Source organism: Nonomuraea sp. C10, from assembly GCF_008017515.1.
In the GTDB taxonomy this organism is placed as follows: Bacteria; Actinomycetota; Actinomycetes; order Streptosporangiales; family Streptosporangiaceae; genus Nonomuraea; species Nonomuraea ferruginea.
Window position 1 is genome coordinate 3238777 of record NZ_VPFF01000001.1, and the last position, 24886, is coordinate 3263662.

The 24886-nt window shown below is 73.3% G+C and carries 18 protein-coding genes; 3 read left to right on the forward strand and 15 right to left on the reverse strand.

All coding sequences use genetic code 11. The features are described from left to right. Positions 1 to 9: 9 nt before the first annotated feature. Positions 10 to 540, forward strand: coding sequence for an OsmC family protein (locus FR742_RS14780; protein ID WP_148031498.1), 531 nt, complete (start codon positions 10 to 12; stop codon positions 538 to 540). Positions 541 to 1249: 709 nt separating this feature from the next. On the opposite strand, the gene FR742_RS14785 is transcribed toward FR742_RS14780, so the two are convergent. Genes FR742_RS14785 through FR742_RS14800 form a run of 4 tightly spaced genes read right to left on the reverse strand, consistent with a single transcriptional unit; the run spans position 1250 to position 7272 of the window. Further along, positions 1250 to 3694 carry a hypothetical protein gene (locus FR742_RS14785; RefSeq protein ID WP_148031499.1) on the reverse strand — a complete coding sequence of 815 codons (2445 nt, stop codon included), beginning with the start codon at positions 3692 to 3694 and terminating at the stop codon, positions 1250 to 1252. After that, the gene (locus tag FR742_RS14790; protein ID WP_187281151.1) at positions 3691 to 5388 is read right to left on the reverse strand and encodes an ABC transporter permease subunit; all 1698 of its coding nucleotides are present in this window, start codon (positions 5386 to 5388) and stop codon (positions 3691 to 3693) included. The genes FR742_RS14785 and FR742_RS14790 overlap by 4 nt, the downstream gene beginning before the upstream one ends. After that, the gene (locus tag FR742_RS44540; protein WP_187281152.1) at positions 5385 to 6596 is read right to left on the reverse strand and encodes a hypothetical protein; all 1212 of its coding nucleotides are present in this window, start codon (positions 6594 to 6596) and stop codon (positions 5385 to 5387) included. The genes FR742_RS14790 and FR742_RS44540 overlap by 4 nt, the downstream gene beginning before the upstream one ends. After that, complete coding sequence (locus tag FR742_RS14800; RefSeq protein ID WP_148031502.1) at positions 6583 to 7272, reverse strand: ATP-binding cassette domain-containing protein; 690 nt, start codon at positions 7270 to 7272, stop codon at positions 6583 to 6585. Before FR742_RS14800 ends, FR742_RS44540 begins: the two co-directional genes overlap by 14 nt. Positions 7273 to 7390: 118 nt before the next feature. Here FR742_RS14800 and FR742_RS14805 point away from each other — a divergent pair, with 118 nt between their 5' ends. Continuing rightward, complete coding sequence (locus FR742_RS14805) at positions 7391 to 9718, forward strand: rhamnogalacturonan lyase (protein WP_187281153.1); 2328 nt, start codon at positions 7391 to 7393, stop codon at positions 9716 to 9718. A gap of 50 nt (positions 9719 to 9768) precedes the next feature. Here the strand turns inward: FR742_RS14805 and FR742_RS14810 are convergent, their stop codons facing one another. From FR742_RS14810 to FR742_RS14840, 7 genes are all read right to left on the reverse strand, one after another. After that, positions 9769 to 11913 carry a hypothetical protein gene (locus FR742_RS14810; RefSeq protein ID WP_148031503.1) on the reverse strand — a complete coding sequence of 715 codons (2145 nt, stop codon included), beginning with the start codon at positions 11911 to 11913 and terminating at the stop codon, positions 9769 to 9771. 573 nt (positions 11914 to 12486) lie between these two features. Next, the gene (locus tag FR742_RS14815; protein ID WP_261808534.1) at positions 12487 to 13056 is read right to left on the reverse strand and encodes a thioesterase family protein; all 570 of its coding nucleotides are present in this window, start codon (positions 13054 to 13056) and stop codon (positions 12487 to 12489) included. A 398-nt stretch (positions 13057 to 13454) separates the two neighbouring features. Beyond that, entirely contained in the window at positions 13455 to 14246 is a 792-nt protein-coding gene (locus tag FR742_RS14820; RefSeq protein ID WP_148031504.1) for a carboxypeptidase-like regulatory domain-containing protein, read from the reverse strand. Between the two features lie 11 nt (positions 14247 to 14257). Beyond that, complete coding sequence (locus FR742_RS14825) at positions 14258 to 16636, reverse strand: aminotransferase class V-fold PLP-dependent enzyme (protein WP_222708929.1); 2379 nt, start codon at positions 16634 to 16636, stop codon at positions 14258 to 14260. 52 nt (positions 16637 to 16688) lie between these two features. Next, the gene (locus tag FR742_RS14830) at positions 16689 to 17702 is read right to left on the reverse strand and encodes an NAD(P)/FAD-dependent oxidoreductase (RefSeq protein WP_148031505.1); all 1014 of its coding nucleotides are present in this window, start codon (positions 17700 to 17702) and stop codon (positions 16689 to 16691) included. Continuing rightward, positions 17699 to 18226: an isoprenylcysteine carboxyl methyltransferase family protein gene (locus tag FR742_RS14835; RefSeq protein ID WP_148031506.1), complete on the reverse strand. Its 528-nt coding sequence runs from the start codon at positions 18224 to 18226 to the stop codon at positions 17699 to 17701. Before FR742_RS14835 ends, FR742_RS14830 begins: the two co-directional genes overlap by 4 nt. A gap of 4 nt (positions 18227 to 18230) precedes the next feature. Further along, positions 18231 to 19304: a type III polyketide synthase gene (locus tag FR742_RS14840; protein ID WP_148031507.1), complete on the reverse strand. Its 1074-nt coding sequence runs from the start codon at positions 19302 to 19304 to the stop codon at positions 18231 to 18233. 173 nt (positions 19305 to 19477) lie between these two features. Here FR742_RS14840 and FR742_RS14845 point away from each other — a divergent pair, with 173 nt between their 5' ends. Further along, complete coding sequence (locus FR742_RS14845; protein WP_261808535.1) at positions 19478 to 20455, forward strand: UbiA family prenyltransferase; 978 nt, start codon at positions 19478 to 19480, stop codon at positions 20453 to 20455. 19 nt (positions 20456 to 20474) lie between these two features. On the opposite strand, the gene FR742_RS14850 is transcribed toward FR742_RS14845, so the two are convergent. The 4 genes from FR742_RS14850 to FR742_RS14865 are packed head-to-tail and all read right to left on the reverse strand — an operon-like array spanning position 20475 to position 24835. Continuing rightward, positions 20475 to 21635, reverse strand: coding sequence for an NAD(P)/FAD-dependent oxidoreductase (locus FR742_RS14850; RefSeq protein ID WP_148031508.1), 1161 nt, complete (start codon positions 21633 to 21635; stop codon positions 20475 to 20477). Between the two features lie 32 nt (positions 21636 to 21667). Beyond that, positions 21668 to 22564: a carbohydrate ABC transporter permease gene (locus FR742_RS14855; RefSeq protein WP_148031509.1), complete on the reverse strand. Its 897-nt coding sequence runs from the start codon at positions 22562 to 22564 to the stop codon at positions 21668 to 21670. A 1-nt stretch (position 22565) separates the two neighbouring features. Further along, positions 22566 to 23495 carry a carbohydrate ABC transporter permease gene (locus FR742_RS14860; protein WP_261808536.1) on the reverse strand — a complete coding sequence of 310 codons (930 nt, stop codon included), beginning with the start codon at positions 23493 to 23495 and terminating at the stop codon, positions 22566 to 22568. Further along, complete coding sequence (locus FR742_RS14865; RefSeq protein WP_261808537.1) at positions 23492 to 24835, reverse strand: extracellular solute-binding protein; 1344 nt, start codon at positions 24833 to 24835, stop codon at positions 23492 to 23494. The genes FR742_RS14860 and FR742_RS14865 overlap by 4 nt, the downstream gene beginning before the upstream one ends. Positions 24836 to 24886: the final 51 nt, after the last annotated feature.

Here is a 24886-nt window from a genome sequence, read left to right on the forward strand (position 1 = left end):
AACGAGAGCATGAGCACCCTTCGCGAGTACCTGTCCCAGAAGCGCGCCGCCCTGCTGGCCCGCCGCGCCGCCCCGGTCGGCGGCCCGGTGCCCCTCCACGCGCACGTCACGGCCGAGGGCCGGAGCGGTGTGCGGCGCATCCGCATCCGCGACCACCGGATCCTCAGCGACAGCGGCCCCGACTTCGCCGGCTACGACCTCGGCCCCGGGTCACCGGAGCTGCAGGCGGGCGTGCTGGGCAGTTGCGTCACACACATCTTCCTGATCAAGGCGGCCGAGCTGGAAGTGCCTCTGGACGCCCTGGAAGTGGACGTACGGGCCTCGTACGATCCCAGAGCCCAGCAACCGGGCGAGAGCGGCGTCCCGGTCCACCCGTACGGCTTCCGCTACGAGGTGCTGATCGACTCGCCCGCCTCCGACGAGGAACTGGACCGGCTGCACGCCGAGGTGGAGCGAGTGTGCCCGATACTCAACCTGCTCCGCGCCCCACAGCAGATCACCGGCACGATCGTACGATCACACCCCACCGCGGCGGCATGACCACCTCCCGATCGCCTCACCCGGGCGGCACGCGACCGTGAGATCGGCACCCGCGCCCCCCAAGCGCCGACCACGCCCCCGGAGCACCTGCCGGTCCAGAGGACCAGACGCGCTCCCGAACGCGACCGCGCCTGCTGATCCAGAGGACCAGACGCGTTCCCGAGCGCACCCGCGCCTGCTGATCCCGAGGATCAGGCGCGCTCCCGAGCGCGACCGCGCCTCCAGTCGCGCCTGCTGATCTCAAGGCTAAGGCGCGTTTCCGAGCATCACCGCGCCTGCGGAAGCGCCTGCCGGCCGCGAGGGGCAGGCGCGTCCGGCCTGGGGTGAGCGCCCGCAAGCGCTCGCGGACGTCGCCCGCTCGATCTGCCTCGCCTGCGGGGAGAGCCTGCTTGTCACAAGGACCAGGCGTGCTCCTGAGTGCCACCACGCCTCCAGGCGCCTGCTGATCCAGAGGATCAGGCGCGTCCGGCCTGGGCCGAGCCCTCACAGGTGCTCGCGGACGCCGCCCGCTCGGTCTGCCTCCTCAGATCTCCTGTGCCAGTTGTGGCTGTCGTGGGGCACGAGCGAGGTTCCGGCGTGTGCGGGTGTTTGTGGCTGTGGTGGGGCTGGCTTGGTCTGTCCTCTCAGGTTTCCGGTGTCTGCAGGTGGTTGTGGCTGTGGTGGGGGGTCGCTCGACCTGTCCCCGCAGATATCCGGCGACGGTAGGGGGTCACGATGGGGCTGGCGGATGGGGTTCGGGTGGTTGGAGGCGGTTGCGGATCTCGGTCACCTGCCGGGGTTCGGCGATCCCGTCCCAGGGCGCGAGCGCCGCCAGGCCCGCCGCGCGGTGCTGGGCCGCCTCGGCGCGGCAGAGGGCGGCCAGTTGCAGGTGGGCGAGTGCCGTGGTGAGGCCTTCCGGTGGTAGCCGCGGCTCGGCCTCCCGCAGGAGCGCGACCGCCTCCCGTTCCAGCGCGGCCGCGTGGGCCGGCAGGGCGGACGCCTCCTCCAGCACCGCCACGGCCTCACGTTCCAGCCGCGCCGCCCGGTCCGGGTGCGCCGCCGCCTCCCGTCTGAGCCGCGCCGCCTCCCCGGCCAGCGCCGCGGCCCGGTCCGGGAGGGCGGCCGCTTCCGCCGCACAGGCGGTCGCCCGCTGCACCCGGCAGCGGGCCCGGCCGATGTCGTCCGCGGTCCGCTCGTACAGCCGCTCGGACTCCTTCCAGTGCTTCATGGCGTCCCGAGCGTGGTCCAGCTGCCAGTGGGCGAGCCCCAGCAGCTCGTGGGCGTGCGCCCGCGTGCGCTCGTCGGCGCTCTGCTCGGCCTGGTGCAGCGCCTCGAACAGGACGGCCCGCGCGTCCGCGTACAGGCGCCGCGCCTCACCGCCGTCCAGCGGCTGGGCGCGGCGCATGAGCAGCGCGGCCACGTTGACCAGCCTGATCGCGTGGCCGGCCGTGTCACCGTGGGCGAGCGCCTGGCCGTACCGGACCAGGGCGGACTCCACGGCGGTGAACTCGTCGCCGGAGGCGAGCAGGATCGTCGCGTGCGTCAGGTGCAGCTCGGGCGGCCACGCCTCCACCGCACCCCACGCCGCCGCGGCCCGGTTGAAGTGCTGGCGCGCCTTCTCCGGATTGCCGAGCGTGATCAGCGCCTTCGCCTGACGCAGCTCGGCCGCCGCCCGTACGCGCTCGTCGCCCAGCTCCCACGCCGCCCAGGCGAGCAGGGCGGCGGCCCGCAGCCGGTCCTCGTGCCGCTGCTCCAGCGCGAACCAGGCCTCCAGCGCCGCGCCGATGCGGCCGAGCGCGCGTGCGGTCTTGCGTACGGGCTGCTCGCGGGCCAGCACCTGCAGCAGCACCCGGTCCTCGGCGGCGAACCAGGCGCCCGCGCCCGGATCGTCGGGCAGCAGGGAGGCGTACGCCTCGGCCTGGGCGGCGAAGTGCTCGACCAGCCGCCGCCAGGCCGCGTCGTCGGCCGAGCCGCTGTCGTGGAACGCGCCGATCACCCGGACGCGCGTCATGCGCACGTTCTCCACCAGGCCGCGCCCGGCCAGCTCGGCGATGGCGTCGTCCGCGGACGGCACGCCGAGCAGGGCCGCCGCCGCCCGATGGTCGACCTCGGCCACCGGCAGGCCAGCCAGCAGCACGAACAGCCGCTTGGCGGCGGGGCCCACCCCCTGCATGCTGCGCTGGAGCACGAACCCCAGCCTCTCGTCCACCGGCAGCCGGCTCAGGTCGTCGACCAGGGCGGCGAGCGTCACGCCCGGGTTCCGCGCGAGCCACCGGCCGAGCTTGACGATCTCGGCGGGGCTGCGCACGCACGCCTCCACCAGTGACCGCAGCGCCAGGGGGTCGCCGGTCACCCGGTCGTCGCGGACCTGCGCGGCCAGCAGCGCCTCCCCGTCCTCCGCAGAGAGCGGGCCCACCTGGACCGGTTTGATGTGCTGGGGCAGCTCTCCGGCCAGCTCGCCCGCGATCACGATGTGCGCGTCCGGCACCCGGGGCGGCAGCCACGCGACCTGGCTCCAGGTGCTCACGTTGTCGAGCAGCAGCACCCGGTCCCTGCCGGAGAGCGCCTCCTTGATCAGCGGCGCGGCGTCGTGCGGCTCCTGGATCAGGCCGGGCTGGCTGCCGAGCGCGCGCAGCACCCGCTGGGCCACGCTCAGCTCGGTCTCCGGCCGGTCCCGGTCGGGGCCACGCACGTCCACGTACCGCTGCCGGCTCTCCTCCGGGGCCAGCTCCCAGGCGGCGTGCACGGCCAGCGTGGACGTGCCCGTGCCGGTCCCGCCCTGCACCACCACGACGCCGCTGTCATGCGACCGGTCCACCACCTCGCGCACCTTGTCCCCCCGCCCGAGCAGCGGCTCCACCCGGTCCGGGAAGGACATCTGCCCGCCGACGGGCAGCGGCGGCGGCGTCTCGCGGGCGCGCAGGCGCCGGGTGAGGTGCGTGCCGAGCCCCGCCACGACGGGCGCGACGATCGCGAGCGGGATGAGCAGCGGCGCGGGGAGCACCGCCACCACGGCGTCGATCGCCTTCCCGCGTAACTCGTCCTGCAGGAGCAGCACCAGCTCACCGGCCGTCACCAGCCCGGACAGGCCGAGCTCGGGCAGGTGCGCCCGCGCCTGCCGGGAGGTGCGGTCCAGCCAGAAGCGCAGCCGCTCCTTGCGCGACATCCCGGTCATGCGCGCACCCCGCCCGTCAGCCCGCGGTACAGCAGGCGCCTGGTGACGATCACCAGGGCCACCGGCACGGCGGTCGCGATCACCGACTGGGCCGCCAGCGTCCCGGCCGTGCTCATGAAGTGGCGATTCTGCTCCAGCAGGATCAGCGGCAGATGGTCGCCGGCCGGCCAGTTGAGCAGCAGCCCGACCAGCGTGTCGTTCCACACCAGCACGAACGCCAGCACCCCGGCCAGCACCACCGACGGAGACCCCTCGCGCACCGCGTGCACGAGCGCCCACCGGTGCCGGGCCATCACCGGCGCCCGCACCCGCGCGAACCCCCGGTGCAGCACCAGCACGGCCAGCGGGATGACCAGCGCCGCGTGCACGGTGACCAGCGCCAGGGTGGAGCCGACCAGCCGGCTGAGGGACTCCTGCAGCGGCACCGCGAACGCCTGCGGCGGCAGCGCCGCCAGCGCCACCGCCACCAGGAGCACCGGGTGCCAGGCCCTGCGGGGCACCAGGTGCTCCTGCGCGAGCACGTACGCGGCCGGGACCGCGGCCAGCAGCACCAGCGCGACCACCACCACGGTGCGCACCAGCGTCGTCAGCAGCGCGCCGGTGAACCCGCTGTCGGCGAGCGCGTCCCCGTACGAGCGGAGGTCGGCCTGGATGTGCCACCATCCCGACACGGCCGCCGTCTCCGGAGCGCGCAGCGAGGTGAGCACGAGCACGACGAACGGCAGCAGCCAGAGCGCCGCCAGCGGCCCCATCAGCAGCCGCCGGCGCGAGCGCCGCCCGTGCGGGGCGGCCCGCTGTTCCGGCCAGGTCACCTGCCGGCGCAGCCCGGCCAGCGCGGGCAGCGCGAGCAGCCCGACCAGCACCGACAGCAGCACGGCGAGCGCGGCGGCGGGCCCGGTGCCCAGGTCGCTGTGGTGCCGCCACCAGAACTGGCCGCCGGGCTCCACCCACGGCTGCATCGAGCCCGGCGCCCCCATCAGCACCAGGTCGAACACCCGGGCCGCGGCCACCACCGCCAGCAGGTACGCCAGCGACGCCGCCCCGGCCAGCGACGGCAGCACGATCGACCAGATCTGGCGGCGCCGCTCCAGCCCGAACGCCTGCGCCATCCGCAGCAGGCTCGCCGGCATCCTGGCCAGCGCCTCGTGGAAGACCAGGAACGCCACCCCCGACCACTGCCACAAGAACGCCAGCCCCAGCACCAGCCAGATCCAGCCGAGCCCGAGGAAGGCCACGTCGGCGCCGAACGCCGCCAGCACCGCGTTGACCGCGCCCCGCTGCGGGTTGGTGTCGAACAGCAGGCGGAAGATCGCGCCGGTGGTGAGCGGCGAGACCACCGCCGGCAGCACCAGGACGACGCGGAGCACGCCGCCGAGCCGTGGGCCGACGTCGCGTGCCAGCCAGGCGAGCCCGAACCCGGCGGCGCACACGAGCACGGCCAGCCCCAGCCAGACCAGCGAGTTGCCGAGCGCCCGCAGCACGTCGGGGTCGGCGAGCACCCGGTAGTGGCCGAGCCCGTCCGACAGGCTGATCAGCACCGTGGCGGCCAGCGGCGCGAGCAGCACCCCCGCCGCGAGCAGGACCGCCAGGAGCAGGTAGCGGGCCGCCCGCCAGCGGCCGATCCCGTGCTGGGCCGCCGGGCCCCGGGTGTCGTGGTGCGGCGCCACCTCGTACAGGAACGCGTCCTCGCTCACGCCGCCCCCTTGCGGGCCGTCGCCACCAGCCGGGCGGCCGCCGCGGCGGCGGCCGCCGCCGGACGCTCCCGCGTCACGGTCGCCGCGGTGAACAGGTCGGTGAGTATCAGCCACAGCCCCCGCCCGTCGCCCCCGGCGAGCGGGCCGGTCAGCCGGTCGGACAGGTCGTACCGCGCGTTCCGCGCCTGGACGAGCTCGCTCGCGGGTCCCCGGAGCCCCGGCGGGGACACCTCCGGCGGGATGTGCGGAGCCAGGAACCCGCCCTCGCCGGCCCACGCCTCCAGCGGAGCGGGCCGGTCGGGGCCCGTCAGCCAGGTGACGAACGCGGCCGCGTCCGGGTCGCCCGCGTTCAGCGCGAGCGCCATGTCCCCGCCCACCACCAGCGGCGGCCCGGCGGCGGCCGAGGCGGCGGGGAAGCGGAAGTGCGCGGCCGTCACGCCCGCCGCGCCGTAGCGGGCGATGACGGGCCAGGCGAAGTCGGGCGCGGCCACCAGATCGGCGGTGCGGTAGGTGAACACGTCCAGGATCGAGTCGTGGAACTGCAGGGTCAGCGCCCGGCGGCCCTGCTCCGCGGTCATGCCCGCCTGCCAGACGGCCGCCAGCAGCTCCAGCGCCTCCGCCACCTCGGCGGACCCCCACAGCTCCGCCTGTGAGCCGAGCCCGGGGTACGTGCCGAGGCTGCGGGCCAGCAGCACGTTCTCGAACCAGTCGCTGAGCATCCACCCGTCGGCCGCGCCGATCGACAGCGTGCCCCGGGGCCGCGTCCACGCGTCGAGCGTCTCGGGAAGCGGGAGACCGTGGTCGTCGCGGTGCCACACCAGCGACTTGTGAGCGATCTTGAACCAGGCGCCGAGCACCCGGCCGGGCACCGGCGACACCAGCCGCCGCCAGAACTCCGGCTGGGGCGGCGGGTCCTCCAAGGGCCTGATCCCGGCCCGGATCCCCGGCTCGTACAGCATGCCGAGCCGGGGGATGACGGCCACGTCCGGCGCGACCTCCGTCGATGGCCCGCGCAGCAGGGCGGCGATGTTGTCGCCCGCCGAGTAGACGGTGACCGTCCGGTGCGGGTAGTCGCGCGCCACGGTGAGGAACCGGCGTAACTCGTCGCCGCTCCACACCACCGCGACCCGCAGCGGCCTGGTCCCGGCGCACCCGGCGGCCAGCCCGGCGGCGGGGATCGCCGCGAGGAACCGTCTACGGCTGAGCACCCGCCACCTCCTCGTCGGTCACGTCCCAGTCGGTGACATCCCAGAACAGCGTGGGAGGCGCGAGGCTCGCCACGCGGGTGCGGTCGTCGGTGATCACCAGCACCGCCAGCCCCGGGTCGGCGCTCAGCGCGGCGCTCACCGCCGCGTGGCACGGCCCGAACCCGGTACGGTCCTCGATCACCACCACCTTGACCGGACGGTGCCGGCACAGCACCCGGGTCAGCGCGACGGCCAGCCGCTCGTCGTGCGCCAGCTCGTGCGGCCGGGCGTGCAGGAACCCCTCGATCTGCGTCCGCCTGGCCATGTACGCGACCCGGCCCTGGACCCGGGCGCTGGCCCGCTCGTCGAAGGAGGTGAGCACGAGGTTCTTCTCGACGGTCAGGTGGGGGAGCAGCCCCGCGCCGGCGGGCACCAGCCCGATCTCGCGCTCCCACGTCGCCTGCGTGACCTGCTCGCCGCCGATGGTGATCACGCCGTCGTGGCCCCAGGACAGGCCGAGCAGGAAGTCGGCGACCAGGTCGGCCTCCTCGGCGTCGTGCGCGACGAGCACCGCCGTCTGCCCGGACCGCACGGCCAGCGGGTCGGGCGTCAGGCCGCGCGGCCGGCCGTCGGCCTCCCAGTGAAGGCCTTTCACCCGTACGAGCGGCTCCCGGGCACTGCTCTCTGTCCCGTCCACCAATTGACATTTACCCGAACGAAATCCAATGGAGAAGCCGAACAGCGATTCCTGCGGAAATGTCGCCGCGAGGAATCCCGCTCTTGACAAACGGTTGTTATATCGATTCAATCCGGGCATGTCTCCCCCCAGCAGCGCCCGCCGGTTCCTGGCGGCCGCCTCCGCCGCCCTGCTCTCGCTGACCCTCGCCGCCCAGCCCGCCGAGGCGGGCCGCGACGGTCATGGCCGCCACGGCGGCGTCCAGCTCGAACGCCTCGACCGCGGCCTGGTCGCGGTCCCGACAGGTCAGGGCGTGTTCCTGAGCTGGCGGTTGCTCGGTGACGAGGTCACCGGGCACGGCCGGTGGGGCATGACCGGCACCGACTTCCGCGTCTACCGCGACGGCCGGCCGATCGCCACCGTCACCGACAGCACCAACTATCTCGACAGCGCGGGCACCGCCGCGTCCTCCTACCGGATCGCCCCGATCGTCAAGGGACGGGAGGGGCCACGCGGCCCTGCCGTGACGCCGTGGGTTGAATCGTTTCACGATCTTCCCTTGAAGAAGCCCGCCGACGGCGTCACCCCGGCCGGCGAGGCGTACACCTACTCCGCCAACGACCTGAGCGTCGGCGACGTCGACGGGGACGGCCAGTACGAGTACGTCGTCAAGTGGGACCCGTCCAACTCCAAGGACGTCTCGCAGCGCGGCTACACCGGCAACGCCTACATCGACGCCTACGAGCTCGACGGCACCCTGCTCTGGCGGCTCGACCTGGGCGTCAACATCCGCGCAGGGGCCCACTACACCCAGTTCCTGGTCTACGACTTCGACGGCGACGGCCGCTCGGAGGCCATGCTCAAGACCGCGCCCGGCACGAAGGTCACCCGCTACGGCCGCGACGGCCGCGTGCTGTCCGAGCGCCACATCACGATGCCCAAGAAGGACGTCAGGGCCGGATACTCGCACGCCGACGACTACCGCAAGAGCGCCGCCGGCTACTTCGACCACCTCGTCGAGATGTTCCAGGGCTGGCACGAGCACCCCGAGGTGGTGGCCGGACGCTGGCCCGCCACGCTGGAGCAGGCGTTCGGCATCGAGCCCCGGCACGCCTACCCGCTCTCCCGCGAGTCGGCCGCCGACCTGGCGACCTACTTCGTGGACGTGTACGCGCCCGCCCGCAGTGGCAACAACCGGTTGCGGGAATTCGAGGGCTTCATTCTCACCGGCCCCGAATACCTCTCCGTCTTCGACGGCGCCACCGGCAGGGAACTGCAGACCATTCCCTACAAGCCCGGCCGCGGCGACGACGGCCTCCTGTGGGGCGACTACGCCATGGCCAGGGTCGAGCCGGGCAACCGCGTCGACCGCTTCCTGTCCGCCGTCGCCTACCTCGACGGCGAGCGCCCGTCGGCGGTCTTCGCCCGCGGCTACTACACCCGCTCCACGCTGGTCGCCTACGACTGGGACGGCAGGCGGCTCAAGGAGGCCTGGTACGTCGACAGCGGCCACGTGCCGATGGACAACCCGTTCAACGCCTCCCCGCACGGCGTCGACGGCACCGACCCCGAGTACGCCACCCTCACCACCCAGGGCTTCCACTCGCTGAGCGCCGCCGACGTGGACGGCGACGGCAAGCAGGAGATCGTGTACGGGGCCGCGACCATCGACCACGACGGCGGCCTGCTGTACTCCTCGTTCGCCGAGGGCCCGCCCGGAAGCGCCGTCCCCGGCCAGAACGTGCGGCTCGGCCACGGCGACGCCATGCACGTCGCCGACCTCGACCCGGACCGCGAGGGCCTGGAGATCTGGACGGTGCACGAGGGCGGCCGGTGGGCCCCGTACGGCTGGGCCATGCGCGCCGCGGCCACCGGCGAGGTGCTGTTCGGCGGCTACAGCGGCGTCGACACCGGCCGCGGCATGGCCGGCGACATCGACCCCGCCGTCCGCGGCCTGGAGGCGTGGTCCTCGATGCCGCCGGACCAGGCCATCGACGCCGGCCTCTGGTCGGCCCGCGGCGACCACCTGGGCAGGAACGTGCCCGGCACCAACATGAGCATCCGCTGGGCAGCCGACATGACCACCCAGGTCGTCAACGGCACCGCCACCACCGTGCTGCAGACGCCGACCATCGACGACTGGAAGCGCGGCACCCTGCTCACCGCCGAGGGCACGCTCACCAACAACTGGACCAAGGGCAACCCCGGCCTGGTCGCCGACGTGCTCGGCGACTGGCGCGAGGAACTGCTGGTGCGCACCGCCGACAGCACCGCCGTACGGATCTACCTGAGCACGGAGGTCACCGACCGCAAGCTGTACACGCTGATGCACGACCCGCAGTACCGCGCCGAGGTCGCGCGCCAGCAGACCACCTACAACCAGCCCGCCTACCCGAGCTTCTACCTCGCCTCGGACATGGACTGGTCGAAGGTGCCGATCCCGCGCATCCGCACCCCGCGAAAGTAGGGGAAGCGACCCCTCCGGCCGGCCTGGCGACGGCCGGCTGGGGGGTGACATCAGCGGCCGGCCTCCTGCTCCGCCTCGTCCGCCCGGCTCTGGTACGCGATACCGGGCCGTGCCGGGACCAGGCGCAGGGTGCCGGCACGCCGGGCCGACCGGGTCCACACGGTTCCGGCGGGCAGGAGGGCTTCGAGGGCGGCGCGGTCGCGCTGCGGCGCGAACCGGACCACGGCGGTGGGCGCCGAGCCGAGGTCCAGCAGGGGCAGGTCCTCGGCCGCGCAGAGCTGCCACATGGTCGCGTGCGCGTCGGCCCCGGCGGCCGCTATCAGCTCGGGCAGTTCCTCCTCGGGTAGGGCGGCCGCCTCCCCGTCCCGTTCGCGGGCGAACGGCGGTGGAGCGTACACCCCGTGCTCGGACGCGTGCGCGTGCCAGACGGCGAGCAGCTCGGTGGTCACGACGCGGGCGCACTCGGCGTGCTCGGCGGTCGAACCCGCCGCCAGGTCGCGCACCCGCGGCGCCATCGCCCGCTCCACCAGGTCGGCGAGACAGCGCTCGATCCGGGGGTCCGGCCGGGGCATGACCTGCGCCGAGGAGACGTGGTTCCGGATCACCGCGGAGACCTGTTCGAGCGCCGCGCCCATCCGGGCCGCCGCGTCGGCGGTGGCGGCCCGCGCCCCCGCCCGCGCCCAGTCCCCGGCGGCGGCGGTGGCGACGGCGAGCAGGTCGCCGACCGCCCGCTCCGCCGAATCCAGCCCGCGATCCCGGGCCCAGGCGCCGGCTCTGGACCGCCATGAGGCGCGCGCGGCCCCGAGCGCCAGGGTCAGCGCCGCGACGAGCAGCGGCGCCCAGACCGCCGGCGGCAGGGGCGCGGGAATCGCCCTGATGGTGATCACGGTCCCGCACACCACCCCGGCCGCCCCCGCCGTCGCGTTCGCGACGAGCGCGCCGGCCCGGGCGCCGAGCCGTCCGCCAGGACCACGCGTCACGGTGAGCGCCACCAGCAGGGTCCAGAGCGCCGCCATGAGCACCCCGCCGGCCGGGCCGAAGGGGGTGAACGTCGCGAGCGCGGCCGTCACCAGCCCGATGACCGGCAGCCACCTCTGCGGCTCCGGCATCGGCAGAGGACGGAGCAGCCGGGTCAGGAGCTCGTCGGGGCAGGCCCGGCGCAGGTCGGGGAGACGGGCTCCGCTGCCCGCCGGCGTCAGTCTCTCCTGCCACCCGTCCAGGCCGCCGATGAGCACGGGCAGGGACGCTCCCGCCCGCAGCCCGCGGGTCAGGTAGCCGCTGATGGCGTGACGCGCCACCGCGGGCTCGAACTCCTCGAAGCCGGGGAGGACGACGCCGGCCCGCTCGATCGACTCCTGCTGACGGGTGGTGAGGCCCGTGGTGGTGTGCGCGGCGGAGAGAAGGTCTTCGAGCCGCGCCCGCAGCGCTTTCAGGTGGCGGCCGGCGCCGGCCGCGACCGCCTCGGCGCCGGGGGCGCCGGTGAACAAGGAGGCACCGTCGATCAGCTCGCCGGCCACCGCGGTGGCCTCGGCGACGGCCGTCCTGGCCTCGTCGGCGGCGACCGCCAGCGGCCCGCCGGAACGGAGCCGGATCGGCCGGCTCTGCCCGTGCTCCTCGCCACAGGGGAGCTTCGGTGCCCGGCCTCTGCCCGGCGCCAGGATGCGGGCGGCGGCCGAGGCCATGGCCGGCTGGAGATCGCCCGCGTCGCCGCTCGGTCCCATCAGCCGCAGGCCGGGGTTGGCGATCAGGTCCGGCGACCGCCGGACGCGGCTGAGGGTCCCGTGGAAGACCTCCGGCTGGGACAGGACGTCGAGCAGCCGGAGCAGCTCGGTCTCCGGCCCGTGACTCCGCTTCCTGCGCGTGGCGGGAGCCGCGGCGGCGAGCTCCCAGTCGATCCCGCACGGGTCCGGCACCCAGATGATCCCCGCACCCTGAGCGAGGCTGCCCGGCACCTCCAGTCTCGGGGGGTTGCCGTCGATCGGCCCGACCGCGACGCACAGCAGTTCGTCCGTGTACCCCGAGGACGTCAGCGTCTCGTACGCGCGCTGATGCGCCTTCAGCGCCCGGGCCTCGTCGACCAGCAGGAGCAGCCGGAGATCGGGCTGCTCCTCGTCCGACAGCAGCGCCCCGGCCCGCGCGACCGCCTCCTCGCCGGTGGTGGAGCGCAGGTCGAGCTGGATCACACAGCGGTTCACGAGCCTCCTCCCGGGCGCCGGCACGCCCCGTGGAGCGGATGGGCGATCGTCGGCGCCAGGGCCACGCGTCCGCGGGATGCGCGACAGCTCCTGTGTCGCACGCCTGCATTCATAGAGGAATTCCTCAGGTGAATCCCCGGCACGTGGAATGTCGGGGGATGGTCATCCGGCCGCGAGTAAGAGACGCCCTCGCCCCTGTACGGGTTCTCGCACTGGCCAGTTTCGGACACTTCCAGGGAAAGTTGTCGTTTTGTGACCATCCGATTTATCGTGATTGTGGCAAATGCTTGATGTATCCGAATTTTGTCAAGGCTGGACGTGAAGGGCGCGCGCGAGATACGGCGCCCCACATCGCTGGATCTCCATCCAGGATGGGAAATAGCGGATATCGGCCAGATATGTGCCACGCCGCAGTGGTGACCGTCCCCGAATATGAGCGACGCCGACTCAGGTGACGCCATCCCTATGTACTGCCGCCGGCGGATCCGAGAGCGAGAGGGCTCGCGAAACTCGCCGACGGCGGGGCTGCCCCTGTAGAAGCGGTACGGCACGCAGCAGCATGCGTGACACCGATTACGGGAGCATGGCGAGTTGCCGGCCCTGGGCGACGAGGACGCCTTTGGTGTCCCAGATCTCGAAGTCTTCTTCGTGGTATCCGTTGATCAGGTGACGCGTGGTGGCGCGACAGGCGAGCCAGCCAGGAGCGGGCCGGGCCCGTAGATGCGCGGTCAACTCGAGCGTGGCGGAAGCGAACTCGCCGACGGCCAGCACGGCCGGAGGTGCGGCATCCAGCAGCAACGGCAACGCGTCTGGATCGGCGTGGCGGCCGTCCCGGAAGCGCATCCAGAACTCTGTTCCGGCATGCTCGGCGGGCTTCCCTCGCCACCAGCCGGGCACCTCGGCGAACCGGAACTCCACACGTTCGGTGATGCTGACACCGTCCAGCGACTTGCCGCCGAGCGGATCGACGCAGTCATCCGGGTCCGGGAGCACCGGCGGCTCGCCGGTGACGAGCGTACGCCCGTTGGCCTGGTCGAGGGTGCCGAAGGTGGCCGTCGCCCGCAGTCGCTCCTTACCTTCCTGCGACAGCACGACCTGGCCCGTGGCGACACGCCGCCCGGTCCGGATGATCTCGGTGCGCAACTCCGCCGGTCCGATGACCGCGGGGCGCAGGAAAAGGCGGAGCCGACGAGCACATCGGGGAACGGCATCTCCTGCTTCAGCGCACGCAGATACATCGCCATCAGGTAACCACCGTTCGGACCACCGCCAAGCGCATGCCAGCGATCAGTGACGATGCCCGCATATCGGTTGGCGGCCACGAAATCGGTGCGGGAATCGACATCGAACGCGGACAGGGATGGGGCTGTCATCGTCTCCTCCGGGGTCATGCGGTGCTCCGGGTCATCGCGAGCGGTAGTGATCGCTCCCTCGGCCATTTTCATGCGCACTCCCCGCTAGGTCGATGACCTGGCAGGTAAAGCGCCCCTCAGGTGAAATGACGCCCGACCCCGGCATGGGCGGAGTCCGGAAGTGACAGGTCAGAGCTTCAGTTCGAGCTGGATCCAGTAGACGCTGGAGATGTACTGGGAGAAGTCCGCGACGATCTCGGGCGCGTACGCGTCCTGACCGCGGAGCCGCACCTGCAGCGGGCGTCCCTCGTAGGACGCCGAGACGCGGTAACGGGCGATGGGGACGTCCACCAGGCCGGAGCCGTCAGGGGTGCGGACCGCCCTGCGGGTGATGACCTGACCCTGCGACCCGTCCAGCAGCGTGCTCTCGGGCGTGAGCGTGAGCTCGACCTTCTCGTCCTCCAGGAACGCTTCCGGGTTCCGCGGGTCGGTCATGTCCAGGTGGAACAGGACCGACCCGCCGTAGTGGCCCAGGCCGTCGGCCTTCTCGCCGGTGAGCTTCCAGGTGAAGTCCCTGATCGCGCCGGTCGGGCCGGCGAACGAGGAGTCGTCGTCCGGCGACAGGTCCACCTGGTAGGAGGCGCCGTTGTGCTCGACCGTCATCGAGGCCGTCACGTGGAACGTGGCCGCGATGTCGGTCTCGACCCGGTAGCGGCCGTCGGCGTCGGTCGACACGATGAGGTTGCTGTTGTAGAGCAACTGGTTGTCGGCCACGACTTTGGCCCCCTGGACCGGCCTGCCGTCGGCGCCCACGACCCTGCCCTTGAGCACCCCCGGCTCGACGCCCATGCGATCCCCCTCTTCCCGCGCGGTCTCGACCGGCTCTCCCGCCCGCGTGTCCGCGGTCATCGGGGCCATGGGTGTGATCACGCAGCCGCTCAGGCACACCAGCAGAGCGCCCGCCGGCACCAATCTCCTCATGGCGGGCCAACCTAGATCATCTGACTTGCAACCGACTTGGAACTCACCTCCGGAGCCACGCACCCGGCGGGCAGCGCGAACCAGCGCAGCCGCTCCGCGTCTCCGGGCAGCCGCGCCTGGCTCGCGTCCGGCTCGTCCGGAAGGGCCGCGAGCAGCTCGCGCGCCCGCGCCAGGTAGCCGGCCAGCGCGTCCTCCCCGGCCCGCGCACCCGGGGCCGGCCGCTCTCCGGAGCGGAACACCAGGTCGGACAGGCTGACGGCGGGCTCGGCCGCCTCGCGGTGCCGCCACAGCCCGGTACGGAGGTCGAACCGGTAGTGGGGGAGCAGGCGCCGGCCCCGGGAGGCGACCAGGTCGACGGCGTCGACGACGTAGTCCGCCACGGTGTCGGACATGAAATAGGCGAAGGTGACCCGCGCCCAGCCGGGCTTGACCCCTTCGTACCCGTACCCGATCTGGTCGCGCAGCTCCGCCGACCGCCCGGCGCCGATGCCCAGCAGCCGATGCCCGTACGGGCCCGCGCAGGAGCAGCCGCCGCGCGCCTGGACGCCGAACAGGTCGTTCAGCACGGCGACCACGAAGTTGTGGTGCAGGTAGAGCCCGTCTCCCGCGCGGACGCGCAGCGAGAAGATCGGCAGCCTCCGCGCGGGCCCGTCGCCGAGGATCTCGATGTCCGGGTTGCGCCGCCACCGCTCCAGCGCCCGCTCCCGGAGGCGCTCCTCGCGCTCCTGGATGAGGCCGGTGCCCACGGCCTCCTTGAGCGCGAAGACCAGCCCGGCGCGGATCGACTCGACGATCCCCGGGGTGCCGCCCTCCTCCCTGGCGACCGGATCGTCCAGGTAACGGTGCTCGCCGGGGCTCACGTAGCGCACGGTGCCGCCGCCCGGCGTGGTCGGCACCCGGTTGCGCACCAGGTCCCGCCGGACGACCAGCACCCCCGGGGTCTGCGGGCCGCCGGGGAACTTGTGCGGCGACAGGAAGATCGCGTCCTTGTGGTCGGTCCGCCCCGGCGCGCTCGCCGCCATCCGGATCGGCACGTACGGCCCGGCCGCGGCGTAGTCCCAGAACGACAGCGCGCCGAACTCGTGCAGCAGCGCGGAGACCGGTTCGGTGTCGGACAGGATGCCGGTCACGTTGGAGGCGGCCGAGAAGCTGCCGATGAGCAGCGGCCGGTCCGCGTGCCGCACCAGCTGGGCGCGGAGCTCGCCGAGGTCGATGCGGCCGTCGCGGTCCTGGCCGATGGCGACGGTGTCGGCCCCGGACTCGCGCCAGGGCAGCTCGTTGGAGTGGTGCTCGTACGGCCCGACGAACACCACCGGCCGGCCGCCCGCGCGGGTGGCGCGGTCGCGCAGCTCCAGGATGGCGACGAGCTTGTTGGCGGCCCCGGTCGCGCCGGATCCGCAGAACAGGACCACGTCGTCCGGGCCGGCGCCCACGGCGTCGTGGATGATCCGCCGGGCCTCCTCCCGCAGCCGGGTGGTCTGCAGGCCGGTGCCGGAGCTCTCGGTGTGCGTGTTGGCGTAACGCGGCAGCACCCGGGCCCTGATGAAGTCCTCGATGAAGTCCAGGGACCGCCCGGAGGCGGTGTAGTCGGCGTAGGTGATGCGGCGCGGCCCGTACGGGCCGTCGAGGACCTCGTCCTCGCCGATGACGCCGCCGCGGATGCGCTCCAGCAGTCCCGGGTCCACGGCGGTTCCCGTGGCCGGGCTCCCGGCGTGGGCCGCCCGGGTCTCGACCCACGTCGTGCGGCAGGCGGCCACCAGAGTGCCGTCCGGCTCGTACAGCCCGGCGGAGGCGAACAGCTTGCGGCGCTCCCTGCCGTCGCGGCGGGCGACGACCACGTACGTGACGCCGGCCCTGACCGGGCGGCGCAGCCGCGCGGTCATCCTGCCGAGCAGCGCGGCGCCGCCCGGCGCGAGATGCGTCCAGCCGGTGGGGCAGTCGAGCGCCGCCCACACCGACGCGGGCGGCAGGACCTCCTGCCCGCCGGTCAGCTCCGGGTCGGCGAACCAGGTCGCGGCGAAGACCTCCGGGTCGGCCGTCGGGCCCGGATGGACGCGCAGCCCGTCCTCGCGCGGGCCGCACACGAAGCAGCCGGGGAACGGGTGGCTCCCGTGGCCGGGGAAGCGCCGCTCGGCCTCCGCCGCGGCACGCAGGGACACGGCGGGCGGCGGCACCGGGTCCCCGGCGGCGGGTCTGGCCTCGGCCAGCAGCCGATCTCCCGCGAAGAGCCCGAGCCCGTCCGGCGCGTGCGCCACCCGTAACGGCGTGTCGACCGGCGCCGGGGCGCGCAGCGTCACCTCCACCGGCCCCGCCGCGCCCAGCTCGCCCGCCAGCAGGCCGGAGAGCCATCCGCCGTTCACCACCCCCGGAGGACCACAGAACCGGCTCATAACGCTAAAAGTGCATGTATCAGCCATAAGGGCAGGGTGGACCGACCCGGTTTCAGGCCAATAGCCGGACGATTGACGTGAACACCCCCGGCAGCCCCCGCGCCGCCGGGACCACCAGCCGCGCCGTGGCCGGCCGCCGCGCGACCTGCACCAGCGCGCCCGTCAGCAGCCGGTGGGTGCGCGACAACCGCCGCCACGCGCCCTCGTACTCCTCGGGCCGGTTTTCAGCCAGACAGCGGGCCAGGATCTCCGCCGAGCGCACAGCCAGCGACACCCCCTCACCGGTGAGCGCGTCCACGTACCCGGCCGCGTCGCCCACCAGCAGGACGCGCCCGGCGCGCCGCGCCCGCGCCCGCTGGCGGAACGGCCCCGCGCCGCGCACCGGCGTCACGGCGGGCCCCCGCAGCCGCTCGGCCAGAGCGCCGAACCCCGCCAGGTGCTCGTCGTACGTGCGCCGCACGGAGCTGAGGATCGCCACGCCCACCAGCTCGTCGCCCACCGGGGTGACGTACGCCTCGCCGTGGCCCGACCAGTGCACCTCCACGAAGTCGGTCCACGGCGCCACCCGGTAGTGCCTGCGCAGTCCGTACCGCCGCACGCCGCCGGGCGGCGCGTCCAGCCCGAGCGACCGGCGCAGCGGCGAGTGCAGCCCGTCGGCGGCCACCAGCCAGCGCGCCCGCAGCCCGGCGGCCTCGACCCCGTCGCCGTCCTGGACGGCGTGCGCGATCCGGCCGGTGACGGTCTTCACGCCGAGGTCGGCGGCCCGCCGGGCGAGCGCGGCGTGCAGGGCGACGCGCCGCGCGCCCAGCCCCATGGCGGGGCCGAACGTCGCGCGGACCCCGCGCCGGTCGTCGAGGTAGTGGATGCCGCGCAGCGGGCGCCCCGGCACCGTCACCCCCATCGCGGCCAGCGCCGCCACGCCGCCGGGCATGACACCCTCCCCGCACGCCTTGTCGACCGGGCCGGCGCGCGGCTCGACGACGACCGCCTCCATGCCGAGCAGCGCCGCGTGGATGGCCGTCGCCAGCCCCGCCGGGCCGCCACCGGCGACCAGCACGTCGATCACGTGGCGGGCCGCCCGGCCGGCAGGAGCGCCGCGTTCTCGGTGCGGATGCGCACCGTCAGCAGCGCCGCGTTCAGCACGGTGAACACCAGCGCCGTCACCCACGCCGTGTGCACCAGCGGCAGCGCGAACCCCTCCACGACTACCGCCACGTAGTTCGGGTGGCGCAACCAGGTCAGCCGGTACGGGCCGCGCGTCACCAGCGGCAGCCCCGGCACCACGATCACCTTGGTGTTCCAGCGCGGCCCGAGCGCGGTGATGCACCACCAGCGCAGCCCTTGCGCGGCCACCACCAGGACGAGCATCGGCCAGCCGAGCTCCGGCAGGAACGGCCGCCCGGCCAGCCACACCTCCAGCGGCGCCCCGGCCAGCAGCGCCGTGTGCAGGAGCACCATCCACGGGTAGTGGCCGCGGCCGGTCTCGACGCCGCCGCGCGCCATGCTCCAGGCGGCGTTGCGCTTGGAGACGACCAGTTCGGCCAGCCGCTCCAGGCCGACCAGCAGGATGAGGACGAGATACCAGGTCATGGGGTCACCAGCGCAGCAGGACGAGTTCGGAACAGAAACCGGGGCCCATCGCGATGAGCACCCCCCACGTGCCGGGCTCCGGCCGCCGCGTGGCGAGCGTCTCGCCCAGCACGTGCAGCACCGAGGACGACGACAGGTTGCCGTGGGCCGCCAGCGAGCGCCAGGTGACGTCGAGCGCGCCCGGCGGCAGGTCCAGCACGTCCGACACGGCCTCCAGGACCTTCGGGCCGCCCGGATGGCACACCCAGGCCGACACCTCGCCGGCCGTCACCCCGTGATCGCCAAGAAACGCGTGCACGTCGTCGGCCAGGTAGCGGCGCACCACCTCCGGCACGCCCGCGTCCAGCACCACCCGCAGACCGTCGCCACCCACCTGCCAGCCCATGACATGCTCCGAGTCCGGATACAGATGACTGCGAGTCGCCACCACGACAGGCCCGGCCGCCGGGTCGTCTGTCTCGTCCGGAGCGCGGCCGTCGCCGCAGGCCACGACGGCGGCGGCGCCGTCACCGAACAGGGCGCTGGCGACCAGGCCGGCGGGGGAGCCGTCGCCGCGCTGCACGGTGAGCGAGCACAGCTCCACCGACAGCAGCACGGCCACGTGGTCGGGCCAGCCGCGCAGGTAGTCGTGCAGCCTGGCGATCCCGGCCGCGCCCGCGACGCAGCCCAGCCCGAAGACCGGCAGCCGCTTGACGTCGGGCCGCAGACCCAGCGCGCCCACCAGCCGGGCGTCGATCGACGGCACGGCGATGCCGGTCACCGACGTGAACATGATCATGTCCACGTCGGACGGGACCAGCCCGGCGCCGTCCAGCGCCGCGCGGACGCTCTCCCGCCCCAGCTCGACCGCGGCGGTCACGTACGCGTCGTTGGCCGCGCCGAAGCCGTCCAGCTTCTCGTAGTCCTCGATCGGCAGGGCCAGGTTGCGGTACTCGACGCGGGCGCTGCGGTGCAGCCGGTCGAGCAGGCGGCGGTCGGCGTCCGGAGGCAGGCAGACACGGGCCGCCATGTCGGTCAACTCGGCCTGTGCGTATCGATTCGGGGGAAAGGCGCAGCGAACTGCGGCGATATGGGTCATGGAGGGCTCCCCTGGGCGGGCGGCCGAAAACACTCGTCGATGCCACGGTTCCCCCCAGGTTGATCTGCTAAGCCCAGCGGGCGGTCTTCCCTGTAGATCGGCCGGTCAGGCCCGGTCAATTCGTCACCCGTCGCGAGCGCCTGCCGAAGGGATCTTCCGAGTAGCATCGGCCTGTGACGGACGACGGGCGCCGGATGATCGCCGGGCTGGCGCGCGGCTGCCACCCCGGGCCCACCGTGGCGGTCACGGCACTGGTCACCGCGCTCGCCGCCGCGGCCGGGCACGGCGCGGCCGGATGCCTGCTCGTGGGCCTGGCGGTGCTGTCGGGCCAGCTGTCCATCGGCTGGTGCAACGACGCGGCCGACGCCGGGCGCGACGTGGCGGCGGGGCGCGCGGACAAGCCGGCGGTCGACGGCACGATCACGCCGCGTGCCCTCGGGATCGCGGCGGCGGTGGCGCTGGCGTGCTGCGTGCCGCTCTCGTTCGCCTCGGGGGTGCTCGCCGGCTCCGCGCACCTCGCCGGGGTGCTCGCGGCGTGGGCGTACGACCTGGGGGTGAAGGCGACCCTGCTGTCGTGGGCGCCGTACGCGGTGGGGTTCGGGGTGCTGCCCGCGTTCGTGACGCTGGGGCTGCCGGGGGAGCCGTGGCCCGCCTGGTGGGCGACGGCGGCGGCGGCCCTGCTCGGGGTGGGGGCTCACCTGGCCAACGTGCTGCCGGACCTGGCGGACGACCTGGCGACCGGCGTGCGGGGCTGGCCGCAGCGGCTCGGCGCCGCCCGCCTGCGCGCCCTGCTCCCGCTCCCGCTCCTCGCCGCCACCTGCCTGCTCGCCTTCGGCCCATCCACCACGACCCCTCCCACCGCCGAACCTTCGACTGCCACGGGCCACTCCGCCGCGCTCCTGGACGGCTCATCCCCATCGGCCCCGGCAAGCACGGATCCGTCCGCCGACGAAGCGGACGGTCCGGCCTTTCCCGGCCTCGCCCGTACGAGCTTGATGGGCTGGATCGCGCTGGCCACGGCCGTCGTCCTGACGGCTGCCGGGCTTCTGCTGGCCCGCAACCACCCCCGGGTGCCGTTCGCGGCGGCCGTCGCGGTGGCGGGCGTGGACGTGGCGCTGCTGCTGACCGGCGGTGCCTCCCTCACCGGCTGATGGCGGGCGGATACAACGGTCAACGGCCGCGTCGGTGGTGGCGGACGGTGTCGCGCAGCCAGCGGGAGGCCACCGCGTACGCCAGCGGGACGGGCACCGTCCCCGACCCCAGCCCCACCTCCACCAGCAGGTCGAACACCTCCTTGCGGTGGGCGGCGGTGGCGATGGCGGCGTCGATGAACCCCGGCGACTGCGCCAGCCGGGCCAGCACGTCCGTGGTCCGCAGGTGCCGCCCCAGCGCCGCGCGCAGGCCGCGCCGGTAGACGGGCAGCGGGTCGCCGGACGCGTCCGCGGCCGCCTCGCCGGCCAGCCGCCCCGACAGCAGCGCGTAGTAGATCCCCTCGCCGGTCAGCGGGTTGATCAGGCTCGCCGCGTCCCCGGCGAGCAGCACCCGCCCGGCACCGGGAGCCGGCCGGCCGGTGGACAGCGGCAGGTGGTGGGCGCGCAGGTCGCGGGCGGGCCGGTCGGGCAGCAGCTCGGCGAGCCTGCCGTGCAGCACCTGCCGCCCGGGCAGCCCGGTGGCGTGCAGCCGGGGCAGCAGCATCCCGAACCCGACGTTCGCGGTGCCGTCGCCGATGGGGAACGACCACGCGTACGCGGGCCAGCCCGCCCGCTGCATGGCGATGAGCTGCACGTCGTCCTCGTCGGGCACGTCCGCGTACCCGCGCACGGCGATGGCGGTGTGCCGCTCCGGCGTGGCCGGGAGCCCGATCAGCCGCCGCACCGCCGAGTTGGCCCCGTCCGCCGCGACCACGACCCGCGCCCGGATCCGGCCGTCGATCACCACCACCGGCCCGGCCTCGGCCAGCTCCCTGACCCGGTGGCGCCGCACCTCGGCCCCGGCCGCCCGGACCGCCTCGACCAGCCGGGCGTCGAAGACCCGGCGCGGCACCACGTGGTTGGGCCGCGCCGCGGTCGCCGACACCCGCGTGCCGCCGGGGGAGACCACGGTCAGGCGGGGCGTGGGCCGGTAGTCGTCGATCAGCCCCGGCACGCCCAGCCTGGCCAGCTCGTCACGCCCGTGGGCCGCGATGCCGTCGCCGCACGCCTTGTCCCTGGGGAAGTCCGCCTTGTCGAGCACCAGCACCCGCGCGCCGGGCCGCCGCCGCAGCGCGCCGAGCGCCGCCGCGGAACCGGCGGGCCCGGCGCCCACGACCACGAGATCCCACACGTCCTCCATGGGAGGACTCCTGCCCCGGCGCGGGACTCAGATCACTTGCCGAACCCCGCCGTCAGGCCGCTCAGCAACTGGCGGCGGCCCACCACGTACAGGATCAGGATCGGCAGCGTGGTCAGCACGACCGAGGCGAGCACCGCGGGCACGTTGACGCTGTACTCCCCCTGGAACGACCAGAGCGCGAGCGGCAGCGTCCGCTTGTCGGGACTCTGCGTCAGGATCACCGGCAGCAGGAACCCGTTCCAGATCTGCAGCGCGTTGTAGATCGACACCGTCACCACGGCCGGCCGGGTCAGCGGGAAGGCCAGGCGCCAGAGCGTGGTCTGCTCGCTCGCGCCGTCGAGCCGCATCGACTCGAACAGCTCCTTCGGCACGTCCCGGATGAAGTTGGCCAAGACCAGCACCGACAGCGGGATCGCGAACGCGATCGACGGCAGGATGAGCGCCAGCAGGCTGTCGTAGAGATGCAGCCTGATGATGATCAGGTAGATCGGGATGATCGTCGCCTGCAGGGGGATGGCCAGGCCCATGAGGAAGAGCCAGTTCACCGACCTCAGGAAGCGGTTGGTGCTCGCCCGCACGATCGCGTACGCGGCCATGAACGAGAACAGCACCGCCGGGACCACCGAGCCGACGGCGACGATGAGGCTGTTGAGGAAGTACAGCGGGAAGTCGGACTCGATGACCAGCTGGTAGTTGTCCAGCGTCGGCGCGGTGGGCGGCGCCATCGGGTTCGACAGGTAGTAGTCGCTCTGGGCCTTGAAGCTGGTGATGACCACCCAGTAGATCGGGATGATCACGATCGCCAGCCAGAGCCACGAGATCGTCCCGCCGATCCAGTTCTTGGTCTCGCGCGGCCTCGTCCTGCGGCGGCGGCGACCGGACGGCCGTATCACGGTCCGGCCCGGCTTGTCGGACAGCGTGGTCGCCATGTCAGGCCCCCTCAAGCTGGCTCGCACTGGCGTCGCGCCCGCCGAGCCTGCGCAGCACGAGCGCCAGGGCCAGGCCCACCAGGACGAGGATGACGGCGATGGCGCTGGCCGGGCCCATCAGGTTGGCCTGGTATCCCCGCTTGTACATGTCGAGCGCGAGCACCCTGGTCGCGTCGCCGGGCCCGCCCGCCGTCAGCACGAAGATCAGATCGAAGAGCGTCAGCGAGCCGACCACCATGAGGGTCGAGGACGTGATGATCGTGTACTTCAGCTGAGGCAGGGTGATGCTGAAGAACTTGCGCACCCGCCCGGCTCCGTCGAGCTCCGCGGCCTCGTACATCGAGCGCGGGATCTGCCGCACCCCGCCCTGGTAGAGCAGCGAGTGGAACGGGATGAACTGCCAGGACACCACGAAGATCACCACGCCGACGGCGAGGGGGCCCTCGCCGAGCCAGTCCTGCGCCAGGAAGTCCAGGCCCAGGCCGGCGCCGAGCCCGAAGTTCGGGTCGAGCAGCGCCTTGTACGTGATCGCGATGGCGGCCGAGCTGAGCAGCAGCGGGATGAAGTACAGCACGGCGATCAGCGTGCGGTAACGCTGATGGCCCGCCAGGAACACCCCGATGAGGATGCTGGCCGGCGTCTGCACCAGCCACGACAGGGCCATGATGAGGAACGTCACCCACAGGGCGTGCGGCAGCCCGGGATCGCTCAGCACCGCGCTCCAGCTCGCGAGCCCGCTGAAGGAGATGTCCTGGCTGAGCCCGTCCCACGTGGTGAAGCTCAGCGCGAGCACCCCGAGCAGGGGGATCACGCCGAAGGCGAGGAAGACCAGCAGGGCGGGGACGGCCAGCCACACCAGGGAGCCGCTGCCGCGCACACGGGTGGCGGCGGGCGGTCTCCCCCGGGGTGGAACGGTGACGATCGTGCTCACTTGCCGATGACCGCGTTCATGTTGGTGGCGAACTCCTGCGGCCCGATCGACAGCTGGAACAGCTTGGCGATGTTGTCGAGCAGCACCTCGGCGGCGGTCGGGCTGAGCGCCTGGTCCCACGACTGCTGGAAGACCTTGGCGTTGTTGGCGATGCCGACGACGAAGTTGAGGAAGTCGGCGTCCTCGGAGCCGGTGAAGAACTTCTCCGAGCCCTTGATCACGGGAACCGCGCCGGTGCCCACCCACTCCTCGGCCGACTTGTCGCTGACGACCTCGGTGGAGAAGAACTTCTTGGCGATCTCCTTCTGCTCGGCCGTGGCCTTGGCGGAGATCGACATGTACTGGCCGGGGTTGCCGACGGTGTTGCCGGGGTCGCCCTTGCCGCCGTCGATCGGCGGGAAGTTCATGTAGCCGAGGTTACCGCCGGAGACGAAGTCGCCGCCGTCCTGCTTCATGCTGCCGTACGTCCAGCCGCCGTGCACCATCATCGCGGCCTTGCCGGTGTAGAGCAGCGCCTGGTCGGCGTTGGAGTCGGCGGTGATGGAGGAGAAGCCCTTGATGAAGCCGTCGGCCTTGATCAGGTCCTGCATCTTGGTCAGCGCGTCGATGGCGACGGGGTTGGACCAGGCGTCCTTCTCCGCGTCGAACACGGCCTGGAACACCTCGGGGCCGCCCATGCGGTCGAAGAGGAACTCCAGCCACATCATGTTGGTCCAGCGCGACTGCCCGCCCAGCGAGAACGGCGCGATGCCCTTGGCGTTGAACTTGGGCACCAGGTCCATGATGTCGCCCCAGCTCTGGGGCGGCTCGGCGCCGATCTTCTCGAAGGCGCGCTTGTCGTAGTACAGGACGATCGGCTGCATCGTCTCGCAGGGGATCGCGTAGATCTTGCCGTCGACGGTCGCCGCGCCGAAGGACGAGGGGAACAGCTTGTCCTTGACGGCCGCGTTCTCGTCGAACCACGAGGTGAGGTCCTCGACCTGGCCGGCCTGCACGTAGCTGCGCAGACCGCCGCCGCCCCAGCCCCAGATGATCGTGGGCGCCTCGCCCGCGCCGATCGCCGTCTTGATCTTCGTCTTGAAGGCGTCGTTCTGGAAGGTCGTCCCCACGATCTTCCCGTTGGGGTTGGCCTGGTTGAACCGCTCCATGGTCCGCCTGCGGACGCCTTCCTGCGGCTCCGTCGACAGGTACCAGTAGCTGGCGGTGGCGCCACCACCGCCACCGCCGCTGGTGCTCGTGCTGCCGGGGCCGGAGGTGCCGCAGGCGGCGAGCGCGGCTCCCAGGGGCAGGCCCATGGACAGGGCGAGGAAGTTGCGGCGAGACGTTGTCCTGGATTCCACGCTGATCTCCGTACTCGAACGCCGGGGGATGGTGCCGCGGCTCCACAGTGT

Bases quoted from the DNA above. Each gene is read 5' to 3' on its own strand.
- FR742_RS14780 (WP_148031498.1), top strand. From the start codon at position 10: ATGAGCACCCTTCGCGAGTACCTGTCCCAGAAGCGCGCCGCCCTGCTG.
- FR742_RS14785 (WP_148031499.1), bottom strand. From the start codon at position 3,694: ATGACCGGGATGTCGCGCAAGGAGCGGCTGCGCTTCTGGCTGGACCGC.
- FR742_RS14805 (WP_187281153.1), top strand. From the start codon at position 7,391: ATGTCTCCCCCCAGCAGCGCCCGCCGGTTCCTGGCGGCCGCCTCCGCC.
- FR742_RS14820 (WP_148031504.1), bottom strand. From the start codon at position 14,246: ATGAGGAGATTGGTGCCGGCGGGCGCTCTGCTGGTGTGCCTGAGCGGC.
- FR742_RS14825 (WP_222708929.1), bottom strand. From the start codon at position 16,636: ATGAGCCGGTTCTGTGGTCCTCCGGGGGTGGTGAACGGCGGATGGCTC.
- FR742_RS14835 (WP_148031506.1), bottom strand. From the start codon at position 18,226: ATGACCTGGTATCTCGTCCTCATCCTGCTGGTCGGCCTGGAGCGGCTG.
- FR742_RS14840 (WP_148031507.1), bottom strand. From the start codon at position 19,304: ATGACCCATATCGCCGCAGTTCGCTGCGCCTTTCCCCCGAATCGATAC.
- FR742_RS14850 (WP_148031508.1), bottom strand. From the start codon at position 21,635: ATGGAGGACGTGTGGGATCTCGTGGTCGTGGGCGCCGGGCCCGCCGGT.
- FR742_RS14855 (WP_148031509.1), bottom strand. From the start codon at position 22,564: ATGGCGACCACGCTGTCCGACAAGCCGGGCCGGACCGTGATACGGCCG.